18 protein-coding genes are annotated in these 23,101 nt (G+C 64.7%); 8 read left to right on the top strand and 10 right to left on the bottom strand.

The window, feature by feature from the left end; genetic code table 11:
* Positions 1 to 73: 73 nt before the first annotated feature.
* A complete protein-coding gene (locus tag Q9316_RS13490) occupies positions 74 to 3,721 on the bottom strand; it encodes a PAS-domain containing protein (protein ID WP_306032119.1) in 3,648 nt (1,215 codons plus the stop codon).
* A gap of 217 nt (positions 3,722 to 3,938) precedes the next feature.
* On the opposite strand from Q9316_RS13490, the gene Q9316_RS13495 reads away from it, so the two are divergent.
* On the top strand, positions 3,939 to 5,540 hold the full coding sequence (locus tag Q9316_RS13495; protein ID WP_306032120.1) for a trimethylamine methyltransferase family protein: 1,602 nt from the start codon (positions 3,939 to 3,941) through the stop codon (positions 5,538 to 5,540).
* Positions 5,541 to 5,549: 9 nt separating this feature from the next.
* Here the strand turns inward: Q9316_RS13495 and Q9316_RS13500 are convergent, their stop codons facing one another.
* Entirely contained in the window at positions 5,550 to 6,002 is a 453-nt protein-coding gene (locus tag Q9316_RS13500; RefSeq protein ID WP_306032121.1) for a host attachment protein, read from the bottom strand.
* 211 nt (positions 6,003 to 6,213) lie between these two features.
* Between Q9316_RS13500 and Q9316_RS13505 the strand changes: the two genes are divergently transcribed.
* The 5 genes from Q9316_RS13505 to Q9316_RS13525 all read left to right on the top strand — a co-directional run bounded on the left by Q9316_RS13505 (position 6,214) and on the right by Q9316_RS13525 (position 12,718).
* Positions 6,214 to 7,314: a DNA alkylation repair protein gene (locus Q9316_RS13505; protein ID WP_306032122.1), complete on the top strand. Its 1,101-nt coding sequence runs from the start codon at positions 6,214 to 6,216 to the stop codon at positions 7,312 to 7,314.
* Positions 7,315 to 7,669: 355 nt separating this feature from the next.
* A complete protein-coding gene (locus Q9316_RS13510; RefSeq protein WP_306032123.1) occupies positions 7,670 to 9,094 on the top strand; it encodes a DEAD/DEAH box helicase in 1,425 nt (474 codons plus the stop codon).
* A gap of 347 nt (positions 9,095 to 9,441) precedes the next feature.
* Complete coding sequence (locus Q9316_RS13515) at positions 9,442 to 10,836, top strand: circularly permuted type 2 ATP-grasp protein (RefSeq protein WP_306035297.1); 1,395 nt, start codon at positions 9,442 to 9,444, stop codon at positions 10,834 to 10,836.
* 5 nt (positions 10,837 to 10,841) lie between these two features.
* A complete protein-coding gene (locus Q9316_RS13520; RefSeq protein WP_306032124.1) occupies positions 10,842 to 11,783 on the top strand; it encodes an alpha-E domain-containing protein in 942 nt (313 codons plus the stop codon).
* Positions 11,784 to 11,893: 110 nt separating this feature from the next.
* Positions 11,894 to 12,718 (top strand): transglutaminase family protein, encoded by an 825-nt coding sequence (locus tag Q9316_RS13525; protein ID WP_306032125.1) that lies wholly within the window; start codon positions 11,894 to 11,896, stop codon positions 12,716 to 12,718.
* Positions 12,719 to 12,750: 32 nt separating this feature from the next.
* On the opposite strand, the gene Q9316_RS13530 is transcribed toward Q9316_RS13525, so the two are convergent.
* The 6 genes from Q9316_RS13530 to chvE form a co-directional block, all read right to left on the bottom strand.
* On the bottom strand, positions 12,751 to 13,449 hold the full coding sequence (locus Q9316_RS13530) for a hypothetical protein (protein ID WP_306032126.1): 699 nt from the start codon (positions 13,447 to 13,449) through the stop codon (positions 12,751 to 12,753).
* 215 nt (positions 13,450 to 13,664) lie between these two features.
* Complete coding sequence (locus tag Q9316_RS13535; RefSeq protein ID WP_306032127.1) at positions 13,665 to 15,098, bottom strand: aldehyde dehydrogenase family protein; 1,434 nt, start codon at positions 15,096 to 15,098, stop codon at positions 13,665 to 13,667.
* Positions 15,099 to 15,153: 55 nt separating this feature from the next.
* Entirely contained in the window at positions 15,154 to 16,146 is a 993-nt protein-coding gene (gene araD1, locus Q9316_RS13540; RefSeq protein WP_306032128.1) for an AraD1 family protein, read from the bottom strand.
* 127 nt (positions 16,147 to 16,273) lie between these two features.
* Entirely contained in the window at positions 16,274 to 17,482 is a 1,209-nt protein-coding gene (gene mmsB, locus Q9316_RS13545) for a multiple monosaccharide ABC transporter permease (protein WP_306032129.1), read from the bottom strand.
* Entirely contained in the window at positions 17,482 to 19,017 is a 1,536-nt protein-coding gene (gene mmsA, locus Q9316_RS13550) for a multiple monosaccharide ABC transporter ATP-binding protein (protein WP_306032130.1), read from the bottom strand. Before mmsA ends, mmsB begins: the two co-directional genes overlap by 1 nt.
* A 125-nt stretch (positions 19,018 to 19,142) precedes the next feature.
* Positions 19,143 to 20,216, bottom strand: a complete 1,074-nt coding sequence (gene chvE, locus Q9316_RS13555) for a multiple monosaccharide ABC transporter substrate-binding protein (protein ID WP_306032131.1) — start codon at positions 20,214 to 20,216, stop codon at positions 19,143 to 19,145.
* A 254-nt stretch (positions 20,217 to 20,470) separates the two neighbouring features.
* On the opposite strand from chvE, the gene Q9316_RS13560 reads away from it, so the two are divergent.
* Positions 20,471 to 21,478, top strand: coding sequence for a LysR family transcriptional regulator (locus Q9316_RS13560; RefSeq protein WP_306032132.1), 1,008 nt, complete (start codon positions 20,471 to 20,473; stop codon positions 21,476 to 21,478).
* A 23-nt stretch (positions 21,479 to 21,501) separates the two neighbouring features.
* Complete coding sequence (locus Q9316_RS13565) at positions 21,502 to 21,996, top strand: hypothetical protein (protein WP_306032133.1); 495 nt, start codon at positions 21,502 to 21,504, stop codon at positions 21,994 to 21,996.
* 8 nt (positions 21,997 to 22,004) lie between these two features.
* On the opposite strand, the gene Q9316_RS13570 is transcribed toward Q9316_RS13565, so the two are convergent.
* On the bottom strand, positions 22,005 to 22,235 hold the full coding sequence (locus Q9316_RS13570; RefSeq protein ID WP_306032134.1) for a hypothetical protein: 231 nt from the start codon (positions 22,233 to 22,235) through the stop codon (positions 22,005 to 22,007).
* Positions 22,236 to 22,298: 63 nt separating this feature from the next.
* Positions 22,299 to 23,093 carry a 3-methyl-2-oxobutanoate hydroxymethyltransferase gene (locus tag Q9316_RS13575; protein ID WP_306032135.1) on the bottom strand — a complete coding sequence of 265 codons (795 nt, stop codon included), beginning with the start codon at positions 23,091 to 23,093 and terminating at the stop codon, positions 22,299 to 22,301.
* Positions 23,094 to 23,101: the final 8 nt, after the last annotated feature.

Consider the following 23,101-nt stretch of genomic DNA (forward strand, 5'->3'; position numbering starts at 1 on the left):
AGACATGCTCCAAATTCTTTTGTTTTCGTTTGTCTTTTCGGGAAAACCGGTTCCCACTTTTCCCTGACAAACTCTAGTGCAGCGTACCGTTGGCGGCCTGCGCCTTGCCGTGCTTCAGCCAGCGGTCGAGCTTTTCCTCGAGCTTCTCGATGCTGATCGGCTTCGCCAGATAGTCGTCCATGCCGGCGGCAAGGCATTCCTCACGATCACCATCGAGCACATGGGCGGTGACGGCGACGATCGGCACGCGGCGAGCGCTACCGCTTTCGAGTTCGCGGATCGCCCGGCTCGCCTGCAGGCCGTTCATCACCGGCATGGAGATGTCCATCAGGATCATACGCGGCCGGCTCGCGCGAAAAACCGCGACGGCCTCCTCGCCGTTGTCGACCAGCCTGAAGCGGAGGCCGGATGCCATGAGCATCTGGGTGAAGAGTATCTGGTTGACCTCGTTGTCCTCGGCGACCAGTACGTCCAGCGCCTCGCCTACCGCCGCCGCCGCCGTCGGCGCGGCATGCGGGCGCAGCGGCAGGACCTTGCCCTCGCCCGTCGCGGAAGACAGCGTCTTCGTTCCGCGCATGGCGCGCAGCACGTCCGATACCGTCTCGCGCAGGAGATCGGCACGCACCGGCTTCATGAGATGGGCCTGAATGTCCTGCGAAGAGAGCAACGGGTCTTCGGCCGGCAGGTTCATCGAGGTGAGCACGATCACGGATATGCCTGCGGTCGCGGCGCTGTCGCGCAGCGTGCGCACGAAGCCGGGCGAGTGGTCCGGCCGATAGTCGATCAGGATCGCGTCCACCGCCACGCCCATGTCCGCGGCCGCCGTGAGCACGGCAAGCGCCTCCGTCTCCGAACCGACTGCGGTCGCATCGAACCCCCAGTCGAGCAGCATGTCGTGGGCCGCCTTGCGGGAAAGATCGTGCGCATCGACGACCAGCAAGCGGGCGCCGGGCGCCTTTGCCGGCACGATACGGGCCGGCAGCGAGGCGACGGCAAGCGCCATCGGCAGGCGCGCGATGAAGGCCGATCCCTTGCCGACTTCGCTCGTCGCGGTCAGCGTGCCGCCGAAAAGTCGCGTCAGCCCGTCGGTGATGGCAAGGCCGAGGCCGGTGCCCTCATGCCGGCGCGTCGAGGAGGCATCGACCTGCGAGAACTTCTCGAAGATCGATTCCATCTTCTCGGTCGGAATGCCGGTGCCGGTATCCTCGACGCGGATGACGATCTCGACGCCCTCCTCGGTCGTATTCGAGGCAAGGTCGATGAGGACATGGCCGCGGTCGGTGAACTTGACGGCATTGCCGACGAGATTGGTGACGATCTGGCGGAAGCGCCCGGCATCGCCTATCACCGCCGCCGGCATGTTCGCCGCCCCGCGCACGACGAGTTCGATGTCCTTTTCCGCCGCCTTCGCCGACAGCAGCGTCGCCACGTCCTCGATCGCCTCGACCGGGCTGAAGGCGACGTCGCGCAGCGTCATCTGGCCCGCATCGATCTTCGAAAAATCGAGGATGTCGTTGATGATCGTCAGCAAGGCGTTGCCGGATTTCACGATGATGTCGATGAAGGTCTTCTGCCGCGTGTCGAGGTTCGACTTGGCGAGCAGTTCCGCCATGCCGAGCACGCCGTTCATGGGCGTGCGGATCTCGTGGCTCATATTGGCCAGGAATTCCGACTTCGCCTTGTCGGCCATCTCGGCGCGGGCGACCAAGCGGCGCAGTTCGTCCTCGCGGCTCTTGAGGTCGGTGATATCGGAGAAGACCATGACGCTGCGACCACGGCTCGTCGGCGTCACGTCTAGGCGCAACCAGCGCTCGTAGCCGCTGAACACCGTCAGCGAGGCCGGCTTGCCGGTGAACAGGATCTTGCCAAACTCGCTTGCATCGACGGGCTCCTCGCCGGAAAAACCGGCAATCCTGCGATCGATGCAGCTCTGCAGCACATCCTTGACCAGCGCGCCCGGCTGCAGCAGGTCGTGTGGCATGGCGATCATGGTGGAAAGTGCCTCGTTGGAGAGCACCACGACGCCGTCCTCGATGATGAGCAGGCCCTGGCTCATCGAGGAGACCGCATCCTTGACGAGGCTGCCGACCTCTTCCAGCGCGCTGCGGGTTTCGAGCACTTCGCGCTCGCGTTCGCGTCGCTCGGTGATGTCGATATAGGTCAGCAGGCAGCGGCCGCCGGAGACCATGCAGCCGGCCTCGATCACCGTCCGGCCGCTGGCATAGGTCACCTCGCGCGCGGGCGTCTCGCCCGTGCGGATGCCGGCAAGGCATGCCTCGTATCCTTCGTCGTGCGGCCCGCCCTCGCCGCTGATGCCGCCCTGCGCGCGCTGGAAGCGCAGGAGCTCCGCGAGCGGCCGGCCCTTCATCGGCGGCAGCGCGCCGTCCCAGAGCTCCTCGAAGGCGCCGTTCACGAGGTCGATGTCGCCCCTTTCGTCCACGACGACGATGCCGACGGGAAGCGATTCCACGACGCTTTCGAGGTCCGACCGCGCCGCTTCGGCCCGGCGCTGCGTCTCGATGAGCTGGTCCTCGCGCTTCTTCAGCACCGTCGTATCGGTGATCGAGCCGATCAGGTAGTTCTTGTCATCCAGCGTCGTGACGCGGTAAAGCCGCGAGATCGTCGGCAGAACCGAACCGTCCGCGCGGATATAGTCGATCTCGGATTCGAACAGCTCGCCGGTATCCAGCACGAACTGGTTCTGCCCGTGGAACGCCTCCCCCTGCTCCGGATACATTTCCAGCGTGGTGAGCCCCAGCAACTCCTCCGGCTGGCGTCCCGTCAGTTCGACATAGGCCCGGTTCGCGAAGATCATGCGCTGGTTCTCGTCGCGCATGAAGCTGGCGACGGGCAATTCGTCGAGCAGCGCCCGGTAGAGGCTGATCTCCTGCGAATGCTGCTTCAGCCGCCCTTCGCTTTCCTTCTGCGCCGTCACGTCCAGCCGCAGCACGACGAGCGCGCCATCCTCGCGGCGCTGCGTGACGAGCCGGACCCAGCCGCCCGCCATGCGGGCGACGGATTCGTAGAGCGGAAGATCGTAGCTGGAGAGCCGCGCCGCCACCCAGCGCTCGCGCTCGGCCGCCGTGGTGCGTCCCACCTCGATGTCGTGCAGGGCCTCCGTCACCGCGGCAAGGCTGACGGGACCGTCCGCGACCTCGCCGATGAGGACGCGGTAGAATTCCCGCATGCTGCGATTGGCGTAGCTCAACCGGTTGTCGGCGCTGAAGACGGCAACGCCGGCTCCCACCGCATCGAGCGCGCCTTCGACATGCGCATGCGCCTGCGGCTGCAAGCTGCGCCCGGTCTCCCGTTCGCCGTCATCGCCGTTTCCATTGGCGGCGGCACGGACCGTCGTCGCCAGCGCCTCGACGGAGGGCGTGAAGAGGCCGACGAGGATGGAGAGCGTCGGGGAAATCCGCTCGCGCTTCAGCGCGATGTCGAAAACGCCGCCGCCGAAGGGATGGATGTAGCGGGCGCGCTCGGCATTGCCGAAAATCAGGCAGCGGCGTTCCGGATCGTCCCGGTCGCCATGACCCGGCGCCTCGCCGGTCTCGTCGCTGCGCAGGCCGATCATCTCGGCAGGAGCATGGCCGAAGAGGCGCGCATAGGCCTCGTTCACCGCGAGATAGCGCAGTTCGCTGCTCTTGACGTAGGCCGGATGCGGGTGTTCGCGAACGCGCGCGCAGGCCGCCACCAGCAATTCGTCTTGAGATTCAGTCACGTCATGCGCTCCCCGAAGCGGGACGGAGGGAGGGATTAATACCTCTCGGGGAGTATCACCAATCCTTGAATGGATGGTTAACCGTTTGTTGCCAGAACTGGAGCGGACCTCGCCGCTTATCCACGAGAGCACGCGCCTGTCGCAAATGGCGGGGGCATGGCGCCGCGGGATATGCGATAGGAAGCGAGAGGCAAACCAGACCGGGGACGCGCCGCAGATGGGTGACGTGATCAAGCTCGAAAACCACCTCGAACAGCCGGAGACCGACGCAGGCGAAGCGCCCGTCGAGCGCCGGCGCCGGAGCGGCGGCCGCAGCGCCGAGCGCGTCAAGCGCGCGCCGGCCACCGCAAAATACCTCAACCTCGTCAACACCACCGCCAGGTCCGCCGTGCTCTCCGAGGATGCGCTGGAGGCGGTTCACCAAGCCTCGCTGACGATCCTCGAAGAGATCGGCATGGACATCATCCTGCCGGAAGCGCGCGAGCGCATGAAGGCGGCCGGCGCCGAGGTGACGCCGGGCACCGACCGGGTGCGCTTCGATCGCGGCCTGATCATGGAGATGATGGCCTGCGTCCCCCCGACCTTCACCATGCATGCCCGCAACCCGATGCGGAACGTCGAGATCGGCGGCAACAACCTCGTCTTCGCGCAGATCGCCTCCGCGCCCTTCGTCGCGGACCGAGAGGGCGGCCGACGGGCCGGCAACCAGGAAGACTTCCGCAAGCTCGTCAAGCTCGCCCAGTCCTACGACGTCATCCACACGACCGGCGGCTACCCGGTCGAGCCGATCGACATCCATGCCTCGATCCGCCACCTCGACTGCCTGTCCGACATGGCGAAGCTGACGGACAAGGTCTTCCACGTCTATTCGCTCGGCCGCCAGCGCAATCTCGACGGCATCGAGATCGCCCGCATCGGCCGTGGCATTTCCATGGACCAGATGGAGCGCGAGCCCTCGCTCTTCACCATCATCAACACCTCCTCGCCGCTGCGCCTCGACGGGCCGATGCTGCAGGGGATCATCGAGATGTCGGCGCGTAACCAGGTCGTCGTCGTGACGCCCTTCACGCTCGCCGGGGCCATGGCGCCGGTGACGATCGCGGGTGCGGTGGTGCAGCAGAATGCCGAGGCGCTGGCCGGCATCGCCTTCACGCAGATGGTGCGCCGGGGCGCGCCGGTCATGTATGGCGGCTTCACCTCCAATGTCGACATGAAGACGGGCGCGCCGGCCTTCGGCACGCCGGAATACATGAAGGCGGTCATCGCCGGCGGCCAGCTCGCGCGCAAGTACAACATTCCCTACCGCACCTCGAACACCAACGCTTCCAACACGCTGGATGCGCAGGCGGCCTACGAATCGGCCTTCTCGCTCTGGGCGCTGACGCAGGGCGGCGGCAACTTCATCATGCATTCGGCCGGCTGGAGCGAGGGGGGCCTCACGGCCTCCTTCGAGAAGTTCATCCTCGACGTGGACATGCTGCAGATGGTGGCGGAGTACCTGACGCCACTCGACGTCAGCACCGAGGCGCTCGGCCTCGATGCCGTGCGCGACGTCGGCCCGGGTGGACACTTCTTCGGTACGCCGCACACGCTGGCGCGCTACGAGACCGCCTTCTATTCGCCGATCCTCTCCGACTGGCGCAATTTCGAGACATGGACGGAAGCCGGCCGGCCGACCACCTACGACCACGCCAACCGGGTCTTCAAGGAAAAGCTCAACGCCTACGAAAAGCCGCCGCTCGACCCTGCGATCGAGGACGAACTGGATGCGTTCGTCGCCAGACGCAAGGAAGAGGGCGGCGTTCCGACCGACTTTTAAAAAAAGAAGTCAGGCATTGAACATGATCGAGCGGACGGAGGAGATCAGCTTCTCCGTCGGCAGGTTGGAGAAGTTCTTGTCGATCTCGGCCATGGTCAGCGTGCGCGACTTGTCCGACAGCTTGCTGCGCAGGTCGCCGAGCGTCTGCGGCGCGGCGCACACGACGAGACGGTCGAAGGCGCCTTCGGCCGCATAGTCATCGATGCGGCCGGCGACTTCTGCGGTGAACTTCTGCTGTTCTTCGCGCACCGGATCGCTCGAATATTCCATGGCTGAGCGCCCGTGGCCGACCGAGGAATGGCTGCGGCCCGGCTTGTCGGCCATAATGTCCTGCGCCTTCTTCGGCTCCCAGCGAAAGACTTCCTGCTCCGGGCTCTGCTGGTCGTCCTTCAACAGGTTCACGCCCTTGAGCAGGCGAGCCTGATTGCCGTCGGCGGCGAGAATCCAAGTCGTGGCGGTCATGTTTCACTCCCGTAGCGAGGTTCATGGACACGCAGATCGCTCTGCGTCGAGAAGCATCCAACAGGATTGTGGCAGGATGCGTGTTGATCCAACGCAACGCGCCGCCGCATGTTCCGGGTGGCGCGTTCCACGAAGCTGTTGGAAAGGGAGCGATCCCCTATCGCGATGCCTCGAAGGCTCGCTAGGGTAGCGTTGACGACAGGAGAGACCCATGGCCGAACCGTTGAAGAACCTGCTGCATCCCGGACTGGTGAAGGACATGGCGGGGCACATTTCCCGCGCGGCGCCGGATTTCGACGCCGCACGATTCGTCCGCCTTGCGACGCAGGACATGGACACGCTGGAACTGATGCAGCGGGCCGAGCGGATCAAGGACGCACTGACGGCGACGCTGCCCGCCGACTATGCCGGAGCCTCGGATATCCTGCGCAGGGCCTTGCCCGCCGCCGATGGGCCGGGGCTTTCCGGCTGGGCGCTGCTGCCGGTCAACCAGTTCGTTTCCCAGCACGGCCTCGGGCATTTCGACCTGTCGCTCGCTTTGCTGAAGGCCCTGACGCCGCATTTCACCGCCGAGTTCGGCATCCGCCGCTTCATCCATGCCGACCAGGATCGGGCGCTTGCGGAAATCTCCGGCTGGACGGCGGATGCGAACCACCATGTCCGCCGGCTGGCCAGCGAGGGCACCCGCCCCCGCCTGCCCTGGGCGATGCGCCTGCCGGCGCTGGTGAAGGATCCGCAGCCCATCCTGCCGATCCTTCTCGCCCTGCTCGACGACCCCGAGGACTATGTGCGCCGCTCGGTCGCCAACAGCCTCAACGACATCGCCAAGGATCACCCTTCGCTCGTCGCCGGTTTCGTCGAGCGCCACATCGCGGACGCATCGGCCGAGCGGCGGCAGTTGCTGCGCCATGCCTCCCGCACCCTGCTCAAGAAAGGCGATGCGAGGGCGCTTGCCAATTTCGGCTTCGCCGCCGCCAGGGGCATCGGCGCGACATTGACGATCGACACGCCCTCCGTCGTCTTCGGCGACAGGCTCGGCTTTTCCATCGCCGTGACGAATGCGGACACGGTGCCGCAGCGGCTGATGATCGACTATGCGATCCATCACGTGAAAGCGAACGGTACGCTGGCGCCGAAAGTGTTCAAGTGGAAGCAGATCGAGCTTGCGGCGGGCGCGCGCCAGACGATCGGCAAGGACCACGCGATCCGGCCCATCACGACGCGGGTCTACTATCCCGGCACGCACCGCATCGAGATCCTGATCAACGGTGCGGTTTCAGCGGCGGCCGATTTCGATCTCATCATGGATTGAGCGCCGATCCTTTCGCACCTGCGAAACTAGCACTTGACTTTTCGGCGCAAAACAACGACATGAGCCGCAGCGTCGCCCTTCGGCCGCCGCGTGAGCGAGCCAAAGATTTCCCGATACCGGGATGCTGAGAAGGACAAGCGCAAGAGACCGATCCGCCTCCCATTTGCGGATGACTGCGCAGACGATAGCCAACCAACCCACAAGTTCCCAATTCACGCGGGGTTCTTGACGCCGAACGAAACCGGAAGCGCATGGTGCGTTTCCGGCCCGAAGCAGTTGCAGCAAAAGTGTGACGCGGTTTTGCGTCCGCAACTGCGTTTCGGGAAAGTCGTTTGGCGCCCCGAAAGGTATTCACTTGACCACTTTCCACGACCTCGGCCTCTCGAAGACCATCGTCGCTACCCTTTCCGCCCTCGGCTTCGAAAAAGCGACGCCGATCCAGGAAAAGGCCATCCCGCTCGTCATGGAAGGCAGCGACCTGATCGGCCTCGCCCAGACCGGCACCGGCAAGACGGCGGCCTTCGGCCTGCCGATGATCGAAAAGCTGCTTGCCGAAGCACGCCGTCCCGACCCGCGCAACATCCGCGCCCTGATCCTCGCCCCGACCCGCGAACTGGTGAACCAGATCGCCGACAACCTGCGCGACTTCGTGAAGAAGACGCCGCTGCGCGTTGTCACCGTCGTCGGCGGCGCCTCGATCAACAAGCAGTCTGAAATGCTGAGCCGCGGCACCGACATCCTCGTCGCCACCCCCGGCCGCCTGCTCGATCTCGTCGCCCGCAAGGCCGTGACGCTGACGCAGGCCCGCTACCTCGTGCTCGACGAGGCCGACCAGATGCTCGACCTCGGCTTCATCCACGACCTGCGCAAAATCTCCAAGCTCGTCCCGAAGAACCGCCAGACGCTGCTCTTCTCGGCCACCATGCCGAAGCTGATCGGCGAGCTTGCCGGCGAATACCTCGTCAACCCGAAGAAGGTCGAGGTCACCCCGCCCGGCAAGGCCGCCGACAAGGTGGAGCAGTACGTGCACTTCGTGCCCGGCAAGGACCACAAGACCCAGATCCTCAAGCAGACGCTCACCGCCAACCCGGACGGCCTGTCGCTCGTCTTCTCGCGCACCAAGCACGGCGCCGAGAAGCTGATGAAGCACCTCGACCAGGTCGGCTTCAAGGCCGCCTCCATCCACGGCAACAAGAGCCAGGGCCAGCGCGAGCGCGCCCTCAAGTCCTTCCGTGACGGCGAGACCCGCGTGCTGGTCGCCACCGACGTCGCCGCCCGCGGCATCGACATTCCGGGCGTCACCCACGTCTACAACTACGACCTGCCGGAAGTGCCGGATGCCTATGTCCACCGCATCGGCCGCACGGCCCGCAACGGCCGCGACGGCATCGCCATCGCCTTCTGCGCGCCTGACGAAGCGCACCTGCTGCGCGACATCGAGAAGCTGATGGGCATCAAGATCGCTGTCGCCAGCGGCGAAGCCCCGGCCGTCGTCACGGCGGGCCCCGGCGGCAAGTCGCGCAAGGGCCGCAACGGCGGCGGCCAGCGTTCCGGCGCAGGCCGTGCCGCCCAGCGCCCGCAGCGCAAGCCCTTCGGCGAAGGCGCACAGGCCTCCGAAGGCGGCGCACCGGCAGCCGGCAAGCGCGCCCATGGCGGCCGACCGCCGCAGAAGCAGGGCGAGCGCCAGAACCGCAACCACGGCGGCGGCAACGGCCAGGGCCGCCCGAACCAGCACGGCAAGCCGCGCCGCTCGGAAGGCCAGCGCCGCGAACAAGCGTAAGCGCAGGCAACCATTATCGATTTAGGGAACGGCGGGCTTCGGCCCGCCGTTTTCGTTTCCGCCTGCCCTAAAGAACAATCGAGACGCGAGCGCCCGGCACGGCCTCGTCGATGCTCGGGCACGGAAGGGGCAGCTTTTCAGCATCTGCCCATGTTTTCAGCAACGGAACCAGAGGAGACAGAACCGGTTGTAAATGTCCTCGCAAAAAACCGTCGTTACGGCCGGTTTCCTGGTGCTCAAAGCGGTGTGAGAATTCTTCCTCGCTAATTGAGCATGGTTCTTGCATTGACCGGGCTATTGTACTCAAATGGCGAAAAATGGGGAACACGCCTTTGGCATTTGATGAAATGATGAACGCGGACACAAACCCGCGGCAGCCATACGAAAACTACCATGACTGGTATGAAGGACAGGATCGGGCCCGCCTGATCGCCAAATCTAGGGACGCCGAGAACCTCTTTCGAAAGACCGGCATCACCTTCGCGGTCTATGGACACGCTGACAGTTCCGAAAAGCTCATCCCCTTCGACATCATCCCGCGCATCATTTCCGGCCGGGAGTGGCGCAAGCTCGCCCAGGGCATCGAGCAGCGGGTCATCGCCCTCAACGCCTTCCTCGACGACATCTACCACAAGCAGGAGATCATCAAGGCCGGCCGCGTCCCGCGCGAGTTGATCGAGCGCAACGAGGCGTTCCTGCCGCAGATGATCGGCTTCAAGCCGCCCGGCGGCGTCTACACCCACATCGTCGGCACCGACATCGTGCGCACCGGCGAGGACCAGTTCTACGTGCTGGAGGACAATGCCCGCACGCCCTCCGGCGTCAGCTACATGCTGGAGAACCGGGAAACCATGATGCAGATGTTCCCCGAGCTGTTCCACCTCAACAAGGTGCGCCCGGTCGAGGACTATCCCAAGCTCCTGCGCCAGAGCCTCGCCTCGCTCGCCCCGCCCGGCTGTTCGGGCAAGCCGCGCGTCGCGGTGCTGACGCCCGGCATCTTCAACTCCGCCTATTACGAACACGCCTTCCTCGCCGACATGATGGGCGTGGAACTGGTCGAGGGCTCGGATCTGCGCGTCGTCGATGGCAAGGTGAAGATGCGCACGACCCGCGGCTATGAGGCAATCGACGTGCTCTACCGCCGCGTCGACGACGACTTCCTCGACCCCCTCACCTTCCGGCCGGATTCCGCCCTCGGCGTGCCCGGCATCATGGACGTCTACAAGGCGGGCAACATCACCATCGCCAACGCCCCCGGCACCGGCATTTCCGACGACAAGGCGATCTATTCCTACATGCCGGAGATCGTCGAGTTCTACACCGGCCGCAAGGCGCTGCTGGAGAACGTTCCGACCTGGCGCTGCTCGGAGGAGGACAGCCTGAAATACGTGCTGGAGCATCTGAGCGAGCTCGTCGTGAAGGAAGTGCACGGTTCGGGCGGCTACGGCATGCTCGTCGGCCCGACCGCCTCGAAGAAGGAATGCGCGGCCTTCGCCGAAAAACTGAAGGCCCGGCCGGCGAACTACATCGCCCAGCCAACGCTTTCCCTCTCCACGGTTCCCATCCTCGTCAACAAGGGCATCGCGCCCCGGCATGTCGACCTCCGGCCCTACGTGCTCGTTTCCGACAAGGTGCAGATCATTCCCGGCGGGCTCACCCGCGTGGCGCTGAAAGAAGGCTCGCTGGTGGTCAATTCCAGCCAGGGCGGCGGCACGAAGGATACGTGGGTACTGGAGGACTGATGCCGATGCTCGGAAGAACTGCCAACGGCCTTTACTGGATGTTCCGCTACATCGAGCGCGGCGAGAACATTGCCCGCCTCATCGATGCGGGCCTGCGCATGGCGCTGACGCGCAGCGGCTCCACCGACGAGGACTGGGACGGCGTGCTGCAGAGCGCCGGGGTGCGTGAGGATTTCGACGGCGTGCACGACAGGCTGACGAGCGCCGACGCCATCGACTACCTCCTGCGCGACCGGTCCAACCCGTCGAGCGTGATGTCCTGCATCGAATCCGCGCGCAACAATGCGCGCATGGTGCGCACGGCCCTGACGCGCGAGACCTGGGAAGCCACCAACGAGTGCTGGATCGAACTGAAGCAGCTGCTTTCCAAGCGCGCCAAGCCGGCCGACATGCCGGAGGTGATCGATGCCATCAAGCGGAGCACCGGCCTCATCCGCGGTACCTTCCACGGCACCATGCTGCGCGACGACATCTATAACTTCTCGCGCATCGGCACCTTCATCGAACGGGCGGACAACACGGCGCGCATCCTCGACGTGAAATACTACGTGCTGCTGCCGGCGATCGCCAAGGTCGGCTCCTCGCTCGACAACAAGCAATGGGAATCGATCCTGCGGTCGGTCTCCGCGCACCGCTCCTACAGCTGGGTCTACGACGGCGACTATTCGCCGGCCAACATCTCGGATTTCCTTATCCTCAACGACCGCATGCCGCGCTCGCTCGCCTACAGCTATGACAAGATCGTCAGCAATCTCGGCTACCTTGCCAAGCTCTACGGCGACAACCACGCCGCCCACGAGACGGCCTCCTCGACGCTGATGCTGCTTCGAAGCCGTACGATGGACGACATCATGGACCAGGGGCTTCACGAATTCATCGAGGAGTTCATCGTGCACAACAATCGCCTCGGAGAGGAAATCTCCGAAGGCTACCGCTTCTATCGCTAAAGCAATTCCAGCAAAATGCGAAGCGGTTTTGTGTCTGGAATTGTGTGGAAACAAAGAGATAGAGTGTTTTCGCGATTTGGAGAAAAGCGGAAACGCTCCGGGGGCGAACGATGCGACTGAAGATCAGCCACACGACCGAGTATCAATATGACGATCCGGTGCAGTATTCCCTGCAGCGGCTGCGGCTGACGCCGAAGAGCCAGCCCGGCCAGATCGTGCGCGACTGGAAGACGACCGTGCACGGCGCGCGCCTGGAGGCCGGTTATACCGATCATTTCGGCAACCATGTCGATCTCGTCAGCACCAATGCCGAGCAGGTGACGATCCGCATCGTCGCCGAGGGTCAGGTGGATACGGAGGACCGGGCAGGCGTATTCGGCCCGCACCAGGGTTTCGTCCCGCTCTGGCTCTATCTGCGCGAAACGCCGCTGACCAAGCCCGGCAAGCTGATCCGCGACCTCGCCAAAGCCTCCGCCGGCGACAACGAACTGGCGCGCATGCACGACCTGATGGGTGCGATCCACGCGACCGTCGCCTACAGGCCGGGCGAGACGGCATCGGACACGACCGCCGAACAGGCGCTGGAAAAGAAGCAGGGCGTCTGCCAGGACCACGCGCATATCTTCCTCTCGGCGACGCGTTGCCTCGGCATTCCGGCCCGCTACGTCTCGGGCTACCTGCTGATGGATCAGCCCGAGCAGACGGCGAGCCATGCCTGGGCGGAAGTGCATCTGCAAGGCCTCGGCTGGGTCGGTTTCGACGCCGCGAACAATATTTGCCCGGATGCGCGCTATGTCCGCCTTTCGAGCGGCCTCGACTACATGGATGCCGCGCCGGTCTCCGGCATGGTGGTGGGCAAGGCGGCGGAAACGATGAGCGTGTCGATCACGGTGGAACCGACCGCCACTCAGAGTCAGTCGCAAAGCCAGAGCTGAAGCGGCGGCCCGAGGAGCCGCCGCCCGTCCCGTCAACGGGACGCCGTTTCGAGCAGGCGACACAGGTTGGCCAGCGAGGAATCATAGCCGCCGCCATTGATGCCGCCGCAACGCCGGAGCATCTGCATGCGCTCGCTGCTCGGAAGCTGCGAGAACTGGCGCAGGATTTCGCGGTCACGGCTGCTGTTGCCGTTGGAAGTGCCGGAACCGTTTTCGCCGCCGGTGCCGGGATTCGTGCCGGTTCCGCCACCGCCGATGCCGAGCCCGATATCGACATCCGCCAGGCCGCCATTGCCGCCCACATTGGCACCGACATTGGCGGCAAGACCGCCGCTGCCGCCAACCGTTGCGTTCACATCGGCATCGACCAGGCCTTTCGAACCGCCGACATTTGCCTTGGCGTCGGCATTGATGCCGCTACGCCCGCCGATGGATGCGGTCGCGTCCACATCGGCAAGACCCTTCGAACCGCCGATATTTGCCTTGGCATCGGCGTTCACGCCGCCCTCACCACCGACATTCGCGCCGACATCCGCATCCACGAGGCCCTTGCTGCCGCCGACGGTCGCCCCGATATCGGCCTTTACGCCGCCGAGATCGACTCCCACCCCGACACCGAAGCCCCCGCCCTTCTGCTGCGCGACCGCAGTCAGCGGCGCGGCAAGAACCGCAGCGACCAATACGGCCGCCGAAAGCTTGGGGATGGACATTGCATTCGTCGCTGTGAACATGACAAACCTCCAGATCAGCGACCAGTCCGGGAGTGGACCGGCATCGCAAAACGAAAGGTTGAGCCTCGATTTTGGTTCCCGAAGCGGAGAAACGCTCAAATGACAAGGAAAAGGAAGGGTTTAGGCCGCAAAGCAAGCATCGCACATTGTACCGGAACGGAACAGATCGGACGCAGCCTGTGGCCGCGCCCGAACGACGTTCTACCTGGCTTACGTTACGCCATCGTATAAGCGGTCTTGACGGTTGTGTAGAACTCGCTGGCGTATTTGCCCTGTTCGCGCGATCCGTGGGACGAGCCCTTGCGGCCGCCGAAGGGGACGTGGAAATCGACGCCGGCCGTCGGCAGGTTGACCATGACCATGCCGGCCTCCGCATTGCGCTTGAAGTGTGTGGCGTGCTTGAGGCTCGTCGTGGCGATGCCGGAGGAAAGGCCGAACGGCGTGTCGTTGGCGACGGCCAGCGCTTCCTCGTAGTCCTTCACGCGGATGACGGCGGCCACCGGGCCGAAGATTTCCTCGCGCGATATCCGCATGTCGTTCGTCGCTTCGGTGAAGAGCGCCGGCGCGAGATAGAAGCCGGGCGTGTCGCGCTTCAAAAGCTCGCCGCCGAAGGCGAGCCTGGCGCCCTCCTGCCTGCCGATCTCGATATAGTCGGTATCCTGCTTCAGCTGGCTCTCGTCGACGACAGGGCCGATATGCGTGCCGGCCTTCAACGCATCGTCCACGACGACGCCCTTCAGCCGCTCGCCGACGGCCGCGACGAACCTGTCGTGGATGCCTTCGGTGACGATGACGCGCGAGGAGGCGGTGCAGCGCTGGCCGGTCGAGAAGAAGGCCGAGTTGACGGCGGCTTCCACGGCGACAGTGAGGTCCGCATCATCAAGCACGACGAAGGGGTTCTTGCCGCCCATTTCGAGCTGGTACTTGCGGTTATGCTCGACGGAGGCCATGGCGACGCGCTTGCCCGTGCCGGTCGAACCGGTGAAGGTGATGGCGTTGACGTCGGGGCTGTCGAGCATCGCCTGGCCGACGACGGAGCCCTTGCCCATGACGAGGTTGAGCACGCCCTTCGGCAGGCCGGCGCGCACCAGGATATCGACGATGGCCCAGGAGCAGCCCGGCACCAGTTCGGCCGGCTTGAAGACCACCGTGTTGCCGTAGCAGAGCGCCGGGGCGATCTTCCAGGCGGGAATGGCGATCGGGAAGTTCCACGGCGTGATGATGCCGACGACGCCGACCGGCTCGCGGGTGATCTCGACGCCGATGTTCGGCCGCACCGAGGGCAGCACCTCGCCGGCAAGGCGCAGGCATTCTCCGGCGAAGAAATCGAAGATCTGCCCGGCGCGCACCGTCTCGCCGATGCCCTCCGCCAGCGTCTTGCCCTCCTCGCGCGACAGCAGCCGGCCGAGTTCGTCCTTGCGGGCGAGAATCTCGTCGGCGGTCTTTCTGAGGATGGCGTGGCGCTCGAGGATGCCGGAGCGCGACCAGGCCGGGAACGCCGCCTTCGCCGCCGCGATCGCCGCCCTGGTGTCCTCGGCGGAGGCGCGGGCATATTCGCCCACCACATCGTTCGTGTTCGACGGGTTGATGTTGCGGATCGCGTCGGAGCCGACCCATTCGCCGGCGATCAGGTTCTGGTGGATGGTCATGGCGCAAGCCTCCTGCTGTCATGGTGCGGCCGATAAAACCGGCTCGCGGCATGGATTACAATTGGCGGATGACGATGTCTTCCTCGCCGGCGATCGCCAGCGGATTGCGCAGCGGCAGGCCGAAACCGTCCGCGCCGATCTCGAACACGTCGCCCTCCTCAGTGCGGATGCCGTCGCCGAAGGACAGCGTCGCCGTGCCGAACATGTGGACGTGGATATCGCCGGGTGCGCGGAACAGGCCGTACTTGAAGTGGTGGTATTCGAGATTGGCGAAGGTGTGCGACATGTTCGCCTCACCCGAGACGAAGGGCTTTTCCCAGAGAACCTTGCCGCCGCGCAGGATGCGCGAGAAGCCGCGGATATCCTCCGGCGCGGCGCCGACGCGGATTTCCGGGCCGAAGCTTGCCTGCCGCAGCTTGGAATGGGCGAGGTAGAGATAGTTGATGCGCTCCGTCACATGGTCGGAGAATTCGTTCGCCACGGCAAAGCCGATGCGGAACGGCGAGCCGTCGGCGGCGATGACATAGATGCCGGCCATTTCCGGCTCCTCGCCGCCGTCGAGCGCGAAGGACGGCGAGGTGAGCGCGGCGCCCGGCGCGACGGCCTGGCTGCCGTTGCCCTTGTAGAACCATTCCGGCTGCACGCCCTTCTCGCCGGCCTTCGGCTTGCCGTTCTCGAGGCCCATGCGGAACATCTTCATCGTATCGGTGGCGCCCTCCTCCACCTTGGAGACCGCCGCATGCATGGCGTCGCGGGTCGAGGCCGAGCCGAGATGGGTGAGGCCCGTTCCCGTCAGGTGCAGGTGCGCGGCGTCCGGATGGGTGATCGGCGACAGCAGCCGGCCCGCAGCATAGGCCGCTTCCAGATCGACGACCTCGCCGAGCCCCTTCGCGTCGATGACAGCCTTGAGCGACCCGCCGCTATCGGCCGCCTCCATCGCCAGCGCGTAGACGCTCGCCGCGCCCTTGACGGCACGGCCATCGCCGCCCTCCTCGCGAACGACAACCGTGATCGAACCGTCGGTATTGCCTACCTGGGACAAAAGCATCTTCGTTTCCTTCCTTGGGCGGGCTTCGGTCAAAGCTCCGCACTTGCGGCGGACGCGTGTCCCCGCTCGGGCCGCGCCCGCGGCCGGTCAAACATATTTGCGATCCGTCGGCCGACCGGTTTCCCGGTCAGCCCTTGTTCTTGTTGTAGACGTCGAAGAACACCGCGGCGAGCAGCACCAAGCCCTTGATGAGCTGCTGGTAGTCGATGCCGATGCCCATGATCGACATGCCGTTGTTCATGACGCCCATGATGAAGGCGCCGATGACCGCACCGGTGATCTTGCCGACGCCTCCCGACGCCGAGGCGCCGCCGATGAAGCAGGCCGCGATGACGTCAAGCTCGAAGCCTACGCCTGCCTTCGGCGTCGCCGAATTGAGGCGGGCCGCGATGATCATGCCGGCGAGCGCGGCGAGCGCGCCCATGTTGACGAAGGTGTAGAAGGTCAGGCGCTCGGTGTTGATGCCCGAGAGCTTCGCCGCCTTCTCGTTGCCGCCCATGGCATAGATGCGCCGGCCGATCGTCGTGCGCGTCGTCACGAACGTATAGAGCGCGATGAGCACGCCCATGATGACGAGCACGTTCGGCAGGCCGCGATAGGTGGAGAGCTGGAAGCCGAGGAAGATCGCAACCGCGCCGATGATCGCCATCTGCACGGCGAAGAAGGTGAAGGGCTCGTTCTCGGTCTCATGCAGGGCGTTCATGCGCCGCTCGCGCAGGCCCGCATAGACGGCATAGGCGACGAGCAGGACGATCATGACGAGGGCGAAATAGTTCTTGATGAGGCTCGTCGCCGGGTCGGTGATGGACAGGAAATCCGGCACGAAGCCCGTCGAGAGGATCTGGAACTCCTTCGGGAACGGACCGACCGGGCGACCGGAGAGCACGACATAGGTCATGCCGCGGAAGACGAGCATGCCGGCGAGCGTGACGATGAAGGACGGTATCTTCTGGTAGGCGACCCAATAGCCCTGTGCCGCGCCCATGACGGCGCCGACAAGGATACAGAGCGGCACCACGACGATGGCCGGCAGCCCCCATTTCACCAGCATGATCGCCGATATGGCGCCGGTGAAGGCGACGATGGAGCCGACCGACAGGTCGATATGCCCCGCCACGATGATCAGCAGCATGCCCAGCGCCATAATGACGATAAACGAGTTCTGCAGTACCAGGTTGGTGATGTTGACCGGGCGGAAGAGCACGCCGTTGGTGAGTATCTGGAAGAAGATCATGATGACGACGAGCGCGACGAGCAGGCCGTATTCACGGATGTTCTTGCGCAGGTAGTCCCCCACCGAAGGCTGGGTCGTCTTGGTCGCGGTATCGGTGGCCATTAGTGTTTCTCCCCGGAGCGCATGATGGCGCGCATGATGGATTCCTGGCTTGCTTCCGCCTTGGAGAGCTCGGCCACGATGCGTCCTTCGTTCATGACATAGATGCGATCGCAGGTCCCGAGCAGTTCCGGCATCTCCGACGAGATCATGAGGATGCCCTTGCCCTCGGCGGCAAGCTGGTTGATGATCGAGTAGATTTCGAACTTGGCGCCGACATCGATGCCGCGCGTCGGTTCGTCGAGGATCAGGACCTCGGGATTGGTGAAGAGCCACTTCGACAGCACGACCTTCTGCTGGTTGCCGCCCGAAAGATTGACCGCTTCCTGATAGATCGAGTGCGAGCGGATGCGCAGCTTCTGGCGGTAGCCCGAAGCGACCTTGGCCTCCTGGTGGCTATCGATCACCGTCGCCCTGGAGACGCCGCCGAGATTGGCCAGCGTCGTATTGTGCATGATGTTGTCGATCAGCACGAGACCGAGCTGCTTGCGGTCTTCCGTGACATAGGCAAGGCCCGCCTCGATCGCCTTCGGGATCGTGCTGACATCGACCGGCTTGCCGCGCATGGCGACCTCGCCGGTGATCTTGTGGCCCCAGCTCTTGCCGAACAGGCTCATCGCCGTCTCGGTGCGGCCGGCGCCCATCAGGCCGGCAATGCCGACCACCTCGCCGGCGCGCACGGTGAAGTTCACGTCGTGCAGGAACTGCCGGTCGCGGTGATGCTGGTGGAAGACGTTCCAGTTCTTCACCTCCAGCAGCGTCTCGCCGATCTTGGGCTCGCGCGGCGGATAGCGGTCCTCCATCTCGCGGCCGACCATGCCCTTGATGATGCGGTCCTCGGAAATATCCTCGTGGTGACAGTCGAGCGTCTCGACCGTGCCGCCGTCGCGCAGGATGGTGATCTGGTCGGCGACCTTTTTGATCTCGTTCAGCTTGTGCGAGATGATGATCGAGGTCATGCCCTGCGTGCGGAATTCCATCAGCAGCTTCAGCAGCGCGTCGGAATCCTTCTCGTTGAGCGAGGCGGTCGGCTCGTCGAGGATGAGAAGGCGCACCTTCTTGGAAAGCGCCTTGGCGATCTCCACGAGCTGCTGCTTGCCGACGCCGATATCGGTGATCAGCGTGCCCGGTGGCTCCTTGAGGCCGACCTTGTCGAGCAGTTCCTGCGTGCGGCGGAAGGCCTGCTTCCAGTCGATGACGCCGTTCTTGGCGACCTCGTTGCCGAGGAAGATGTTTTCCGCGATCGACAGGAGCGGCACGAGCGCCAGCTCCTGGTGGATGATGATGATGCCCAGATGCTCGCTGTCGGAGATCGTGGAAAAGCGGCGGACTTCGCCGTCGAAATGGATTTCACCCTCGTAGGAGCCGGCCGGATAGACGCCGCTCAACACTTTCATGAGGGTGGATTTGCCGGCCCCGTTCTCGCCGACAAGGGCATGGATCTCGCCTTCGCGGACCTTCAGGTTGACGTTGTCGAGCGCCTTCACGCCCGGGAACGTCTTCGTGATGCCACGCATTTCCAGAAGGGTCTTGCTCATATAACCAGGTTTCCAGCGGCCATCCGCCGTCACTCAAGCGGCGGGGTCCAGCCTATTCGCTCTGCGATCAGGAGAAAAGAGGGTCCGCGCACGTTGCGCGCGAACCCCCGATGGCGGCGAAAGGATCAGTTCTTGAGCTGATCGGCCGTGTAGTAGGCCGAGTCCGTGACGAGGATCTTCTCGGCATTCGACTTGTCGACGGCGACAGGCTTGAGGAGGTAGGACGGAACGACCTTGACGCCGTTGTCATAGGTCTTGGTGTCGTTCACTTCCGGCTCCTTGCCTTCCAGGATCGCATTGACCATGCCGACGGTGACCTTGGCCAGTTCGCGCGTGTCCTTGAAGACCGTCGAGTACTGTTCGTCAGCGAGGATCGACTTGACGGACGGCAGCTCGGCGTCCTGGCCGGTGACGATGGCCATCGGCTGGTCGCCCGAGCCGTAGCCGACGCCCTTCAGGGCCGACAGGATACCGATGGACAGGCCGTCATAGGGCGACAGCACGCCATCGACGCGGCCGTCGGTGTAGGTCGAGGACAGCAGGTTCTCCATACGCGCCTGCGCGACGGCACCGTCCCAACGCAGCGTGCCGACGGTTTCCATGCCGGTCTGGCCCGACTTGATGACGATGTCGCCCTTGTCGATGAGCGGCTGGATGACCGACATCGCGCCATCGTAGAAGAAGAAGGCGTTGTTATCGTCCGGCGAGCCGCCGAAGAGTTCGACGTTCCACGGCTTGGTGTCCGGGAACTTCGCCTTCAGGCCATCGACGAGGCTGGTGGCCTGCAGGACGCCGACCTGGAAGTTGTCGAACGTGGCGTAGTAGTCGACATTGCCCGAATCGCGAATGAGACGGTCGTAGGCGATGACCTTCACGCCGGCATCGGCAGCCTTCTGCAGGATGTCGGAAAGCGTCGTGCCGTCGATCGCGCCGATGACGAGAACCTTGGCACCCTTGGTGACCATGTTCTCGATCTGGGCGAGCTGGTTCGGGATATCGTCGTCAGCGAACTGCAGGTCCGGCGTGTAGCCGGCATCCTTGAACAGCTTTTCCATCGTCTCGCCGTCGGAAATCCAGCGGGTCGAGGTCTTGGTGGGCATGGAGATGCCGACCATGCCCTTGTCCTGGGCAAAGGCCGGCGCCACGAACGACGCGACGCTGATGGCAGCGGCGGCGAGAAGCGAAGTGATCATTTTCATTGAAAGGTCTCTCCCTTGTGCGCACTGGCCGATATTGCGGCCAGGCATTGCTCTGTGCGCGGACGGGGTCGCATTCAGGCGACGCCTGGACTGGTCGGGCGCAGGCCCGCCGGTCCCCACTCCCAAGGACCCCAGCGCACATTGGCGCAACGTCGTACGAATTGCCATAACTGTCAAATGCAATGAACTTCTAAATCGATATCATATTTGATATATAGTGAGCGAAATATACTATTTTTACGGATAGAGGAATCATGCGTCTGGAGAGCGACAACGAGGAGCAGCTTTTTGCCGGGGAAAGCCTCGACAACCTGCAGGGCATCGGCCTGCTGCGCAGCGGCCTGAAGCTCAGCCACCTGCGCATGATCGTGGCGATTGAGGAGCACAAGCAGGTGAGCGCCGCGGCGGATGCGCTCAACATCTCCCAGCCCGCCGCGTCTCGCATGCTGACGGAAATGGAGACGATCCTCAAGGCCCAGCTTTGCGAGCGCATATCGCGCGGCGTGGCGCTCACAGCCTTCGGCCGGGCCTTCGCCCGCCGGGCGCGCACCATCCTGCTCGAACTGCGCGAGGTCGACCGCGAGCTTTCGGCGCTGAAATCCGGCACCGGCGGCTCGGTCTTCCTCGGCGCGGTGACGGCGCCGGCCATCAGCCTTGCCGTGCCGGCGATCCAGCAGGTCAGCGCCGCCTATCCCGGCATCGAGGTGAACGTGCGCGTGGAGACGAGCAATGTGCTCGCCCGCGAACTGCTCGCCGCGCAGCAGGACTTCATCATCGCTCGCGTGCCGGACGACCTCAATCCGCGCCTCTTCAACGTCACCGAGATCGGCATCGAGAAGGCCTGTCTCATCGTCCGCAAGGGCCACCCGCTGACGGAAAAGCCCGTCGTCGGCCTTGCGGACCTGCCGCGCTACGACTGGGTCTTCCAGCCCGCCGGCACGCTACTGCGGCGCCGCATCGAGGAACTGTTCATCGCGGCGGGCGTGCCGCTGCCCTCCACGGTGGTCAACACCTCGTCCATCCTCCTCACCACCGCCATCGTCTGCGGCTCCAACGCGATCGCGCCGGTGGCGCGCGACATGGCGACCTTCATTGCCGATGTCGGCGCGCAGGCGGGCGAGATCAGCATCCTCAACACGGATTTCGAGATCGACATCAAGCCCTACAGCCTGATCTCCGTCAAAGGCAGGGCGCTCCCGCCCAGCGCCAAACTGCTCTATGATCTGATCTGGCAACGCAGCCGGACGCTTTCGCCGGACTGAGCGAAGGAGACCCCATGTTCGGCATGACCGTTTTCGAATCCGTGCTGGAACGCCTGAAGGCGGAGGCCCGCGAGGCGGCCGAAGAGGCGGAGGGCGAGACGCCGGACGACGGCGGCCACGGACAGATTCGTGGCCTGATCTCGGGCTTTACCGGCCTCGGCACGGCGGGCACCTTCGTCTCGGGTTCACAGGCCGCCGCCGCCTATCTCGATCTCTACGAGGAGCCGCGCCCGCCCGAACCGCAGCCGCCCCCGCCGCCCGAGGCACCGCCGGCACCGCCGCCGCATCTCCTGCGCACCGCGCCGGAGGAAGTCGCGAAAGACCTAGGCCTCAGCGGACGGGAAAATATCGACGACCTGCTTGCCCGCCGCCGCAGCTTTGCGCGCGAAAACCATCCCGACCGCGCGCCGGAAGACCTGCGCGCCAATGCGACGCTGCGCATGAAGATCGCCAACATGCTGATCGACGAGACGATCCGCCGGGTCAATGTCGAGAAAAGCCTCGGGCTGTCGCGCTAGCGGATGCCCTAGCCCTTCGTCTCGCCACCCTCTTCCGGCGGCTTGGCGGCCGGGTCGGAGGGCTTGAAGAAGAGAATGAGGTTCGCGAAGGCATAGGCGGTCACGACGAGGAAGATGGTGGCCCAGGTCTGCTCGCCGTTGTAGAACTCCACCGCCGTCCATGCGGCGCAGAACCCGACCAGAAGCAGCCGCCGCCAGAGCGGACGGTAGAACGGATGGTCGGTGTCGATGAATTTCATGAACGTCTCCTCACGCCTTCAGCGCCTACATAGGCGGTTTTGCGGCGGGGGGAAACCGGCTTTTCAAGCGCCGAGCCCATCGAGGAAGGCGGCAAGCTCGGAAGGCTCGATGCCGACGAGGTGCCCCTTTTCCGGATAGGCGCCCGAGCGCACGTCATCGGCATATTCGCGGAAGGCCGCGACGCGCTCCTGCTGGAGCCGGTCATATTCGGCGGCGAAGTTGCGGTAGACCTTGGCATGGCGCGGATAATGGCCGCGATTCTGCCCGAGCACGTCGTCCGCGAAGAGATATTGCGCGTCGCACCCCGCCCCCGCGCCCATCGACAGCATGACGAGCGCGGTCCTCGCGCTGATCGCCGCCGCGATTTCGCCGGGCACGACCTCGATCTCCGCCGCGAAGGCCCCCGCCTCTTCGAGCGCCTTGACCTGCCGGAAGATTTCCAGCGCGCTTTCCGCCGTCTTGCCGACCGCGCGGAACCCGCCCGTCCATGTCGCCTTGGAGGGAATGAGACCGACATGGCCGCACACCGGGACGCCCTCCTCGCGCAGGCGCCGCACGGTGGAAAGGCCGGCGGCGCAATAGACCGCATCGCCGCCGGCCTTCATCGCCTGGAAGGCGCCGCGCAGGTAGTCGTCGGCCGTGACGAAATCACCGTATTCGAGGCCGGGGAAGGCAAAGACCGTCGGGGCTGCCTCACGGAAGGCCGGCCCCAGCAGGGCGGGCGGCACGGAAACAAGGTCGATGCCCGCCTGTTCGGCGGCCTCCGCCTCCTCCAGCGTCACGACGCGCAGCATGGTGAGCTGGCGCTTGCCCTTCATTGCCTGCAGGTCGGCGACGGTCGGTCTCTTGGTTTTCACGATGAATC

It is taken from the genome of Shinella zoogloeoides (assembly GCF_030733845.1).
In the GTDB taxonomy this organism is placed as follows: Bacteria; Pseudomonadota; Alphaproteobacteria; order Rhizobiales; family Rhizobiaceae; genus Shinella; species Shinella zoogloeoides_C.

What these genes read in the sequence shown, in the direction of transcription:
- Q9316_RS13495 (WP_306032120.1), top strand. Translation starts at nt 3,939, where the DNA reads ATGGGTGACGTGATCAAGCTCGAAAACCACCTCGAACAGCCGGAGACC.
- Q9316_RS13500 (WP_306032121.1), bottom strand. Translation starts at nt 6,002, where the DNA reads ATGACCGCCACGACTTGGATTCTCGCCGCCGACGGCAATCAGGCTCGC.
- Q9316_RS13505 (WP_306032122.1), top strand. Translation starts at nt 6,214, where the DNA reads ATGGCCGAACCGTTGAAGAACCTGCTGCATCCCGGACTGGTGAAGGAC.
- Q9316_RS13515 (WP_306035297.1), top strand. Translation starts at nt 9,442, where the DNA reads ATGATGAACGCGGACACAAACCCGCGGCAGCCATACGAAAACTACCAT.
- Q9316_RS13520 (WP_306032124.1), top strand. Translation starts at nt 10,842, where the DNA reads ATGCTCGGAAGAACTGCCAACGGCCTTTACTGGATGTTCCGCTACATC.
- Q9316_RS13525 (WP_306032125.1), top strand. Translation starts at nt 11,894, where the DNA reads ATGCGACTGAAGATCAGCCACACGACCGAGTATCAATATGACGATCCG.
- Q9316_RS13530 (WP_306032126.1), bottom strand. Translation starts at nt 13,449, where the DNA reads ATGTTCACAGCGACGAATGCAATGTCCATCCCCAAGCTTTCGGCGGCC.
- Q9316_RS13535 (WP_306032127.1), bottom strand. Translation starts at nt 15,098, where the DNA reads ATGACCATCCACCAGAACCTGATCGCCGGCGAATGGGTCGGCTCCGAC.
- araD1 (WP_306032128.1), bottom strand. Translation starts at nt 16,146, where the DNA reads ATGCTTTTGTCCCAGGTAGGCAATACCGACGGTTCGATCACGGTTGTC.
- mmsB (WP_306032129.1), bottom strand. Translation starts at nt 17,482, where the DNA reads ATGGCCACCGATACCGCGACCAAGACGACCCAGCCTTCGGTGGGGGAC.
- mmsA (WP_306032130.1), bottom strand. Translation starts at nt 19,017, where the DNA reads ATGAGCAAGACCCTTCTGGAAATGCGTGGCATCACGAAGACGTTCCCG.
- chvE (WP_306032131.1), bottom strand. Translation starts at nt 20,216, where the DNA reads ATGAAAATGATCACTTCGCTTCTCGCCGCCGCTGCCATCAGCGTCGCG.
- Q9316_RS13560 (WP_306032132.1), top strand. Translation starts at nt 20,471, where the DNA reads ATGCGTCTGGAGAGCGACAACGAGGAGCAGCTTTTTGCCGGGGAAAGC.
- Q9316_RS13565 (WP_306032133.1), top strand. Translation starts at nt 21,502, where the DNA reads ATGACCGTTTTCGAATCCGTGCTGGAACGCCTGAAGGCGGAGGCCCGC.
- Q9316_RS13570 (WP_306032134.1), bottom strand. Translation starts at nt 22,235, where the DNA reads ATGAAATTCATCGACACCGACCATCCGTTCTACCGTCCGCTCTGGCGG.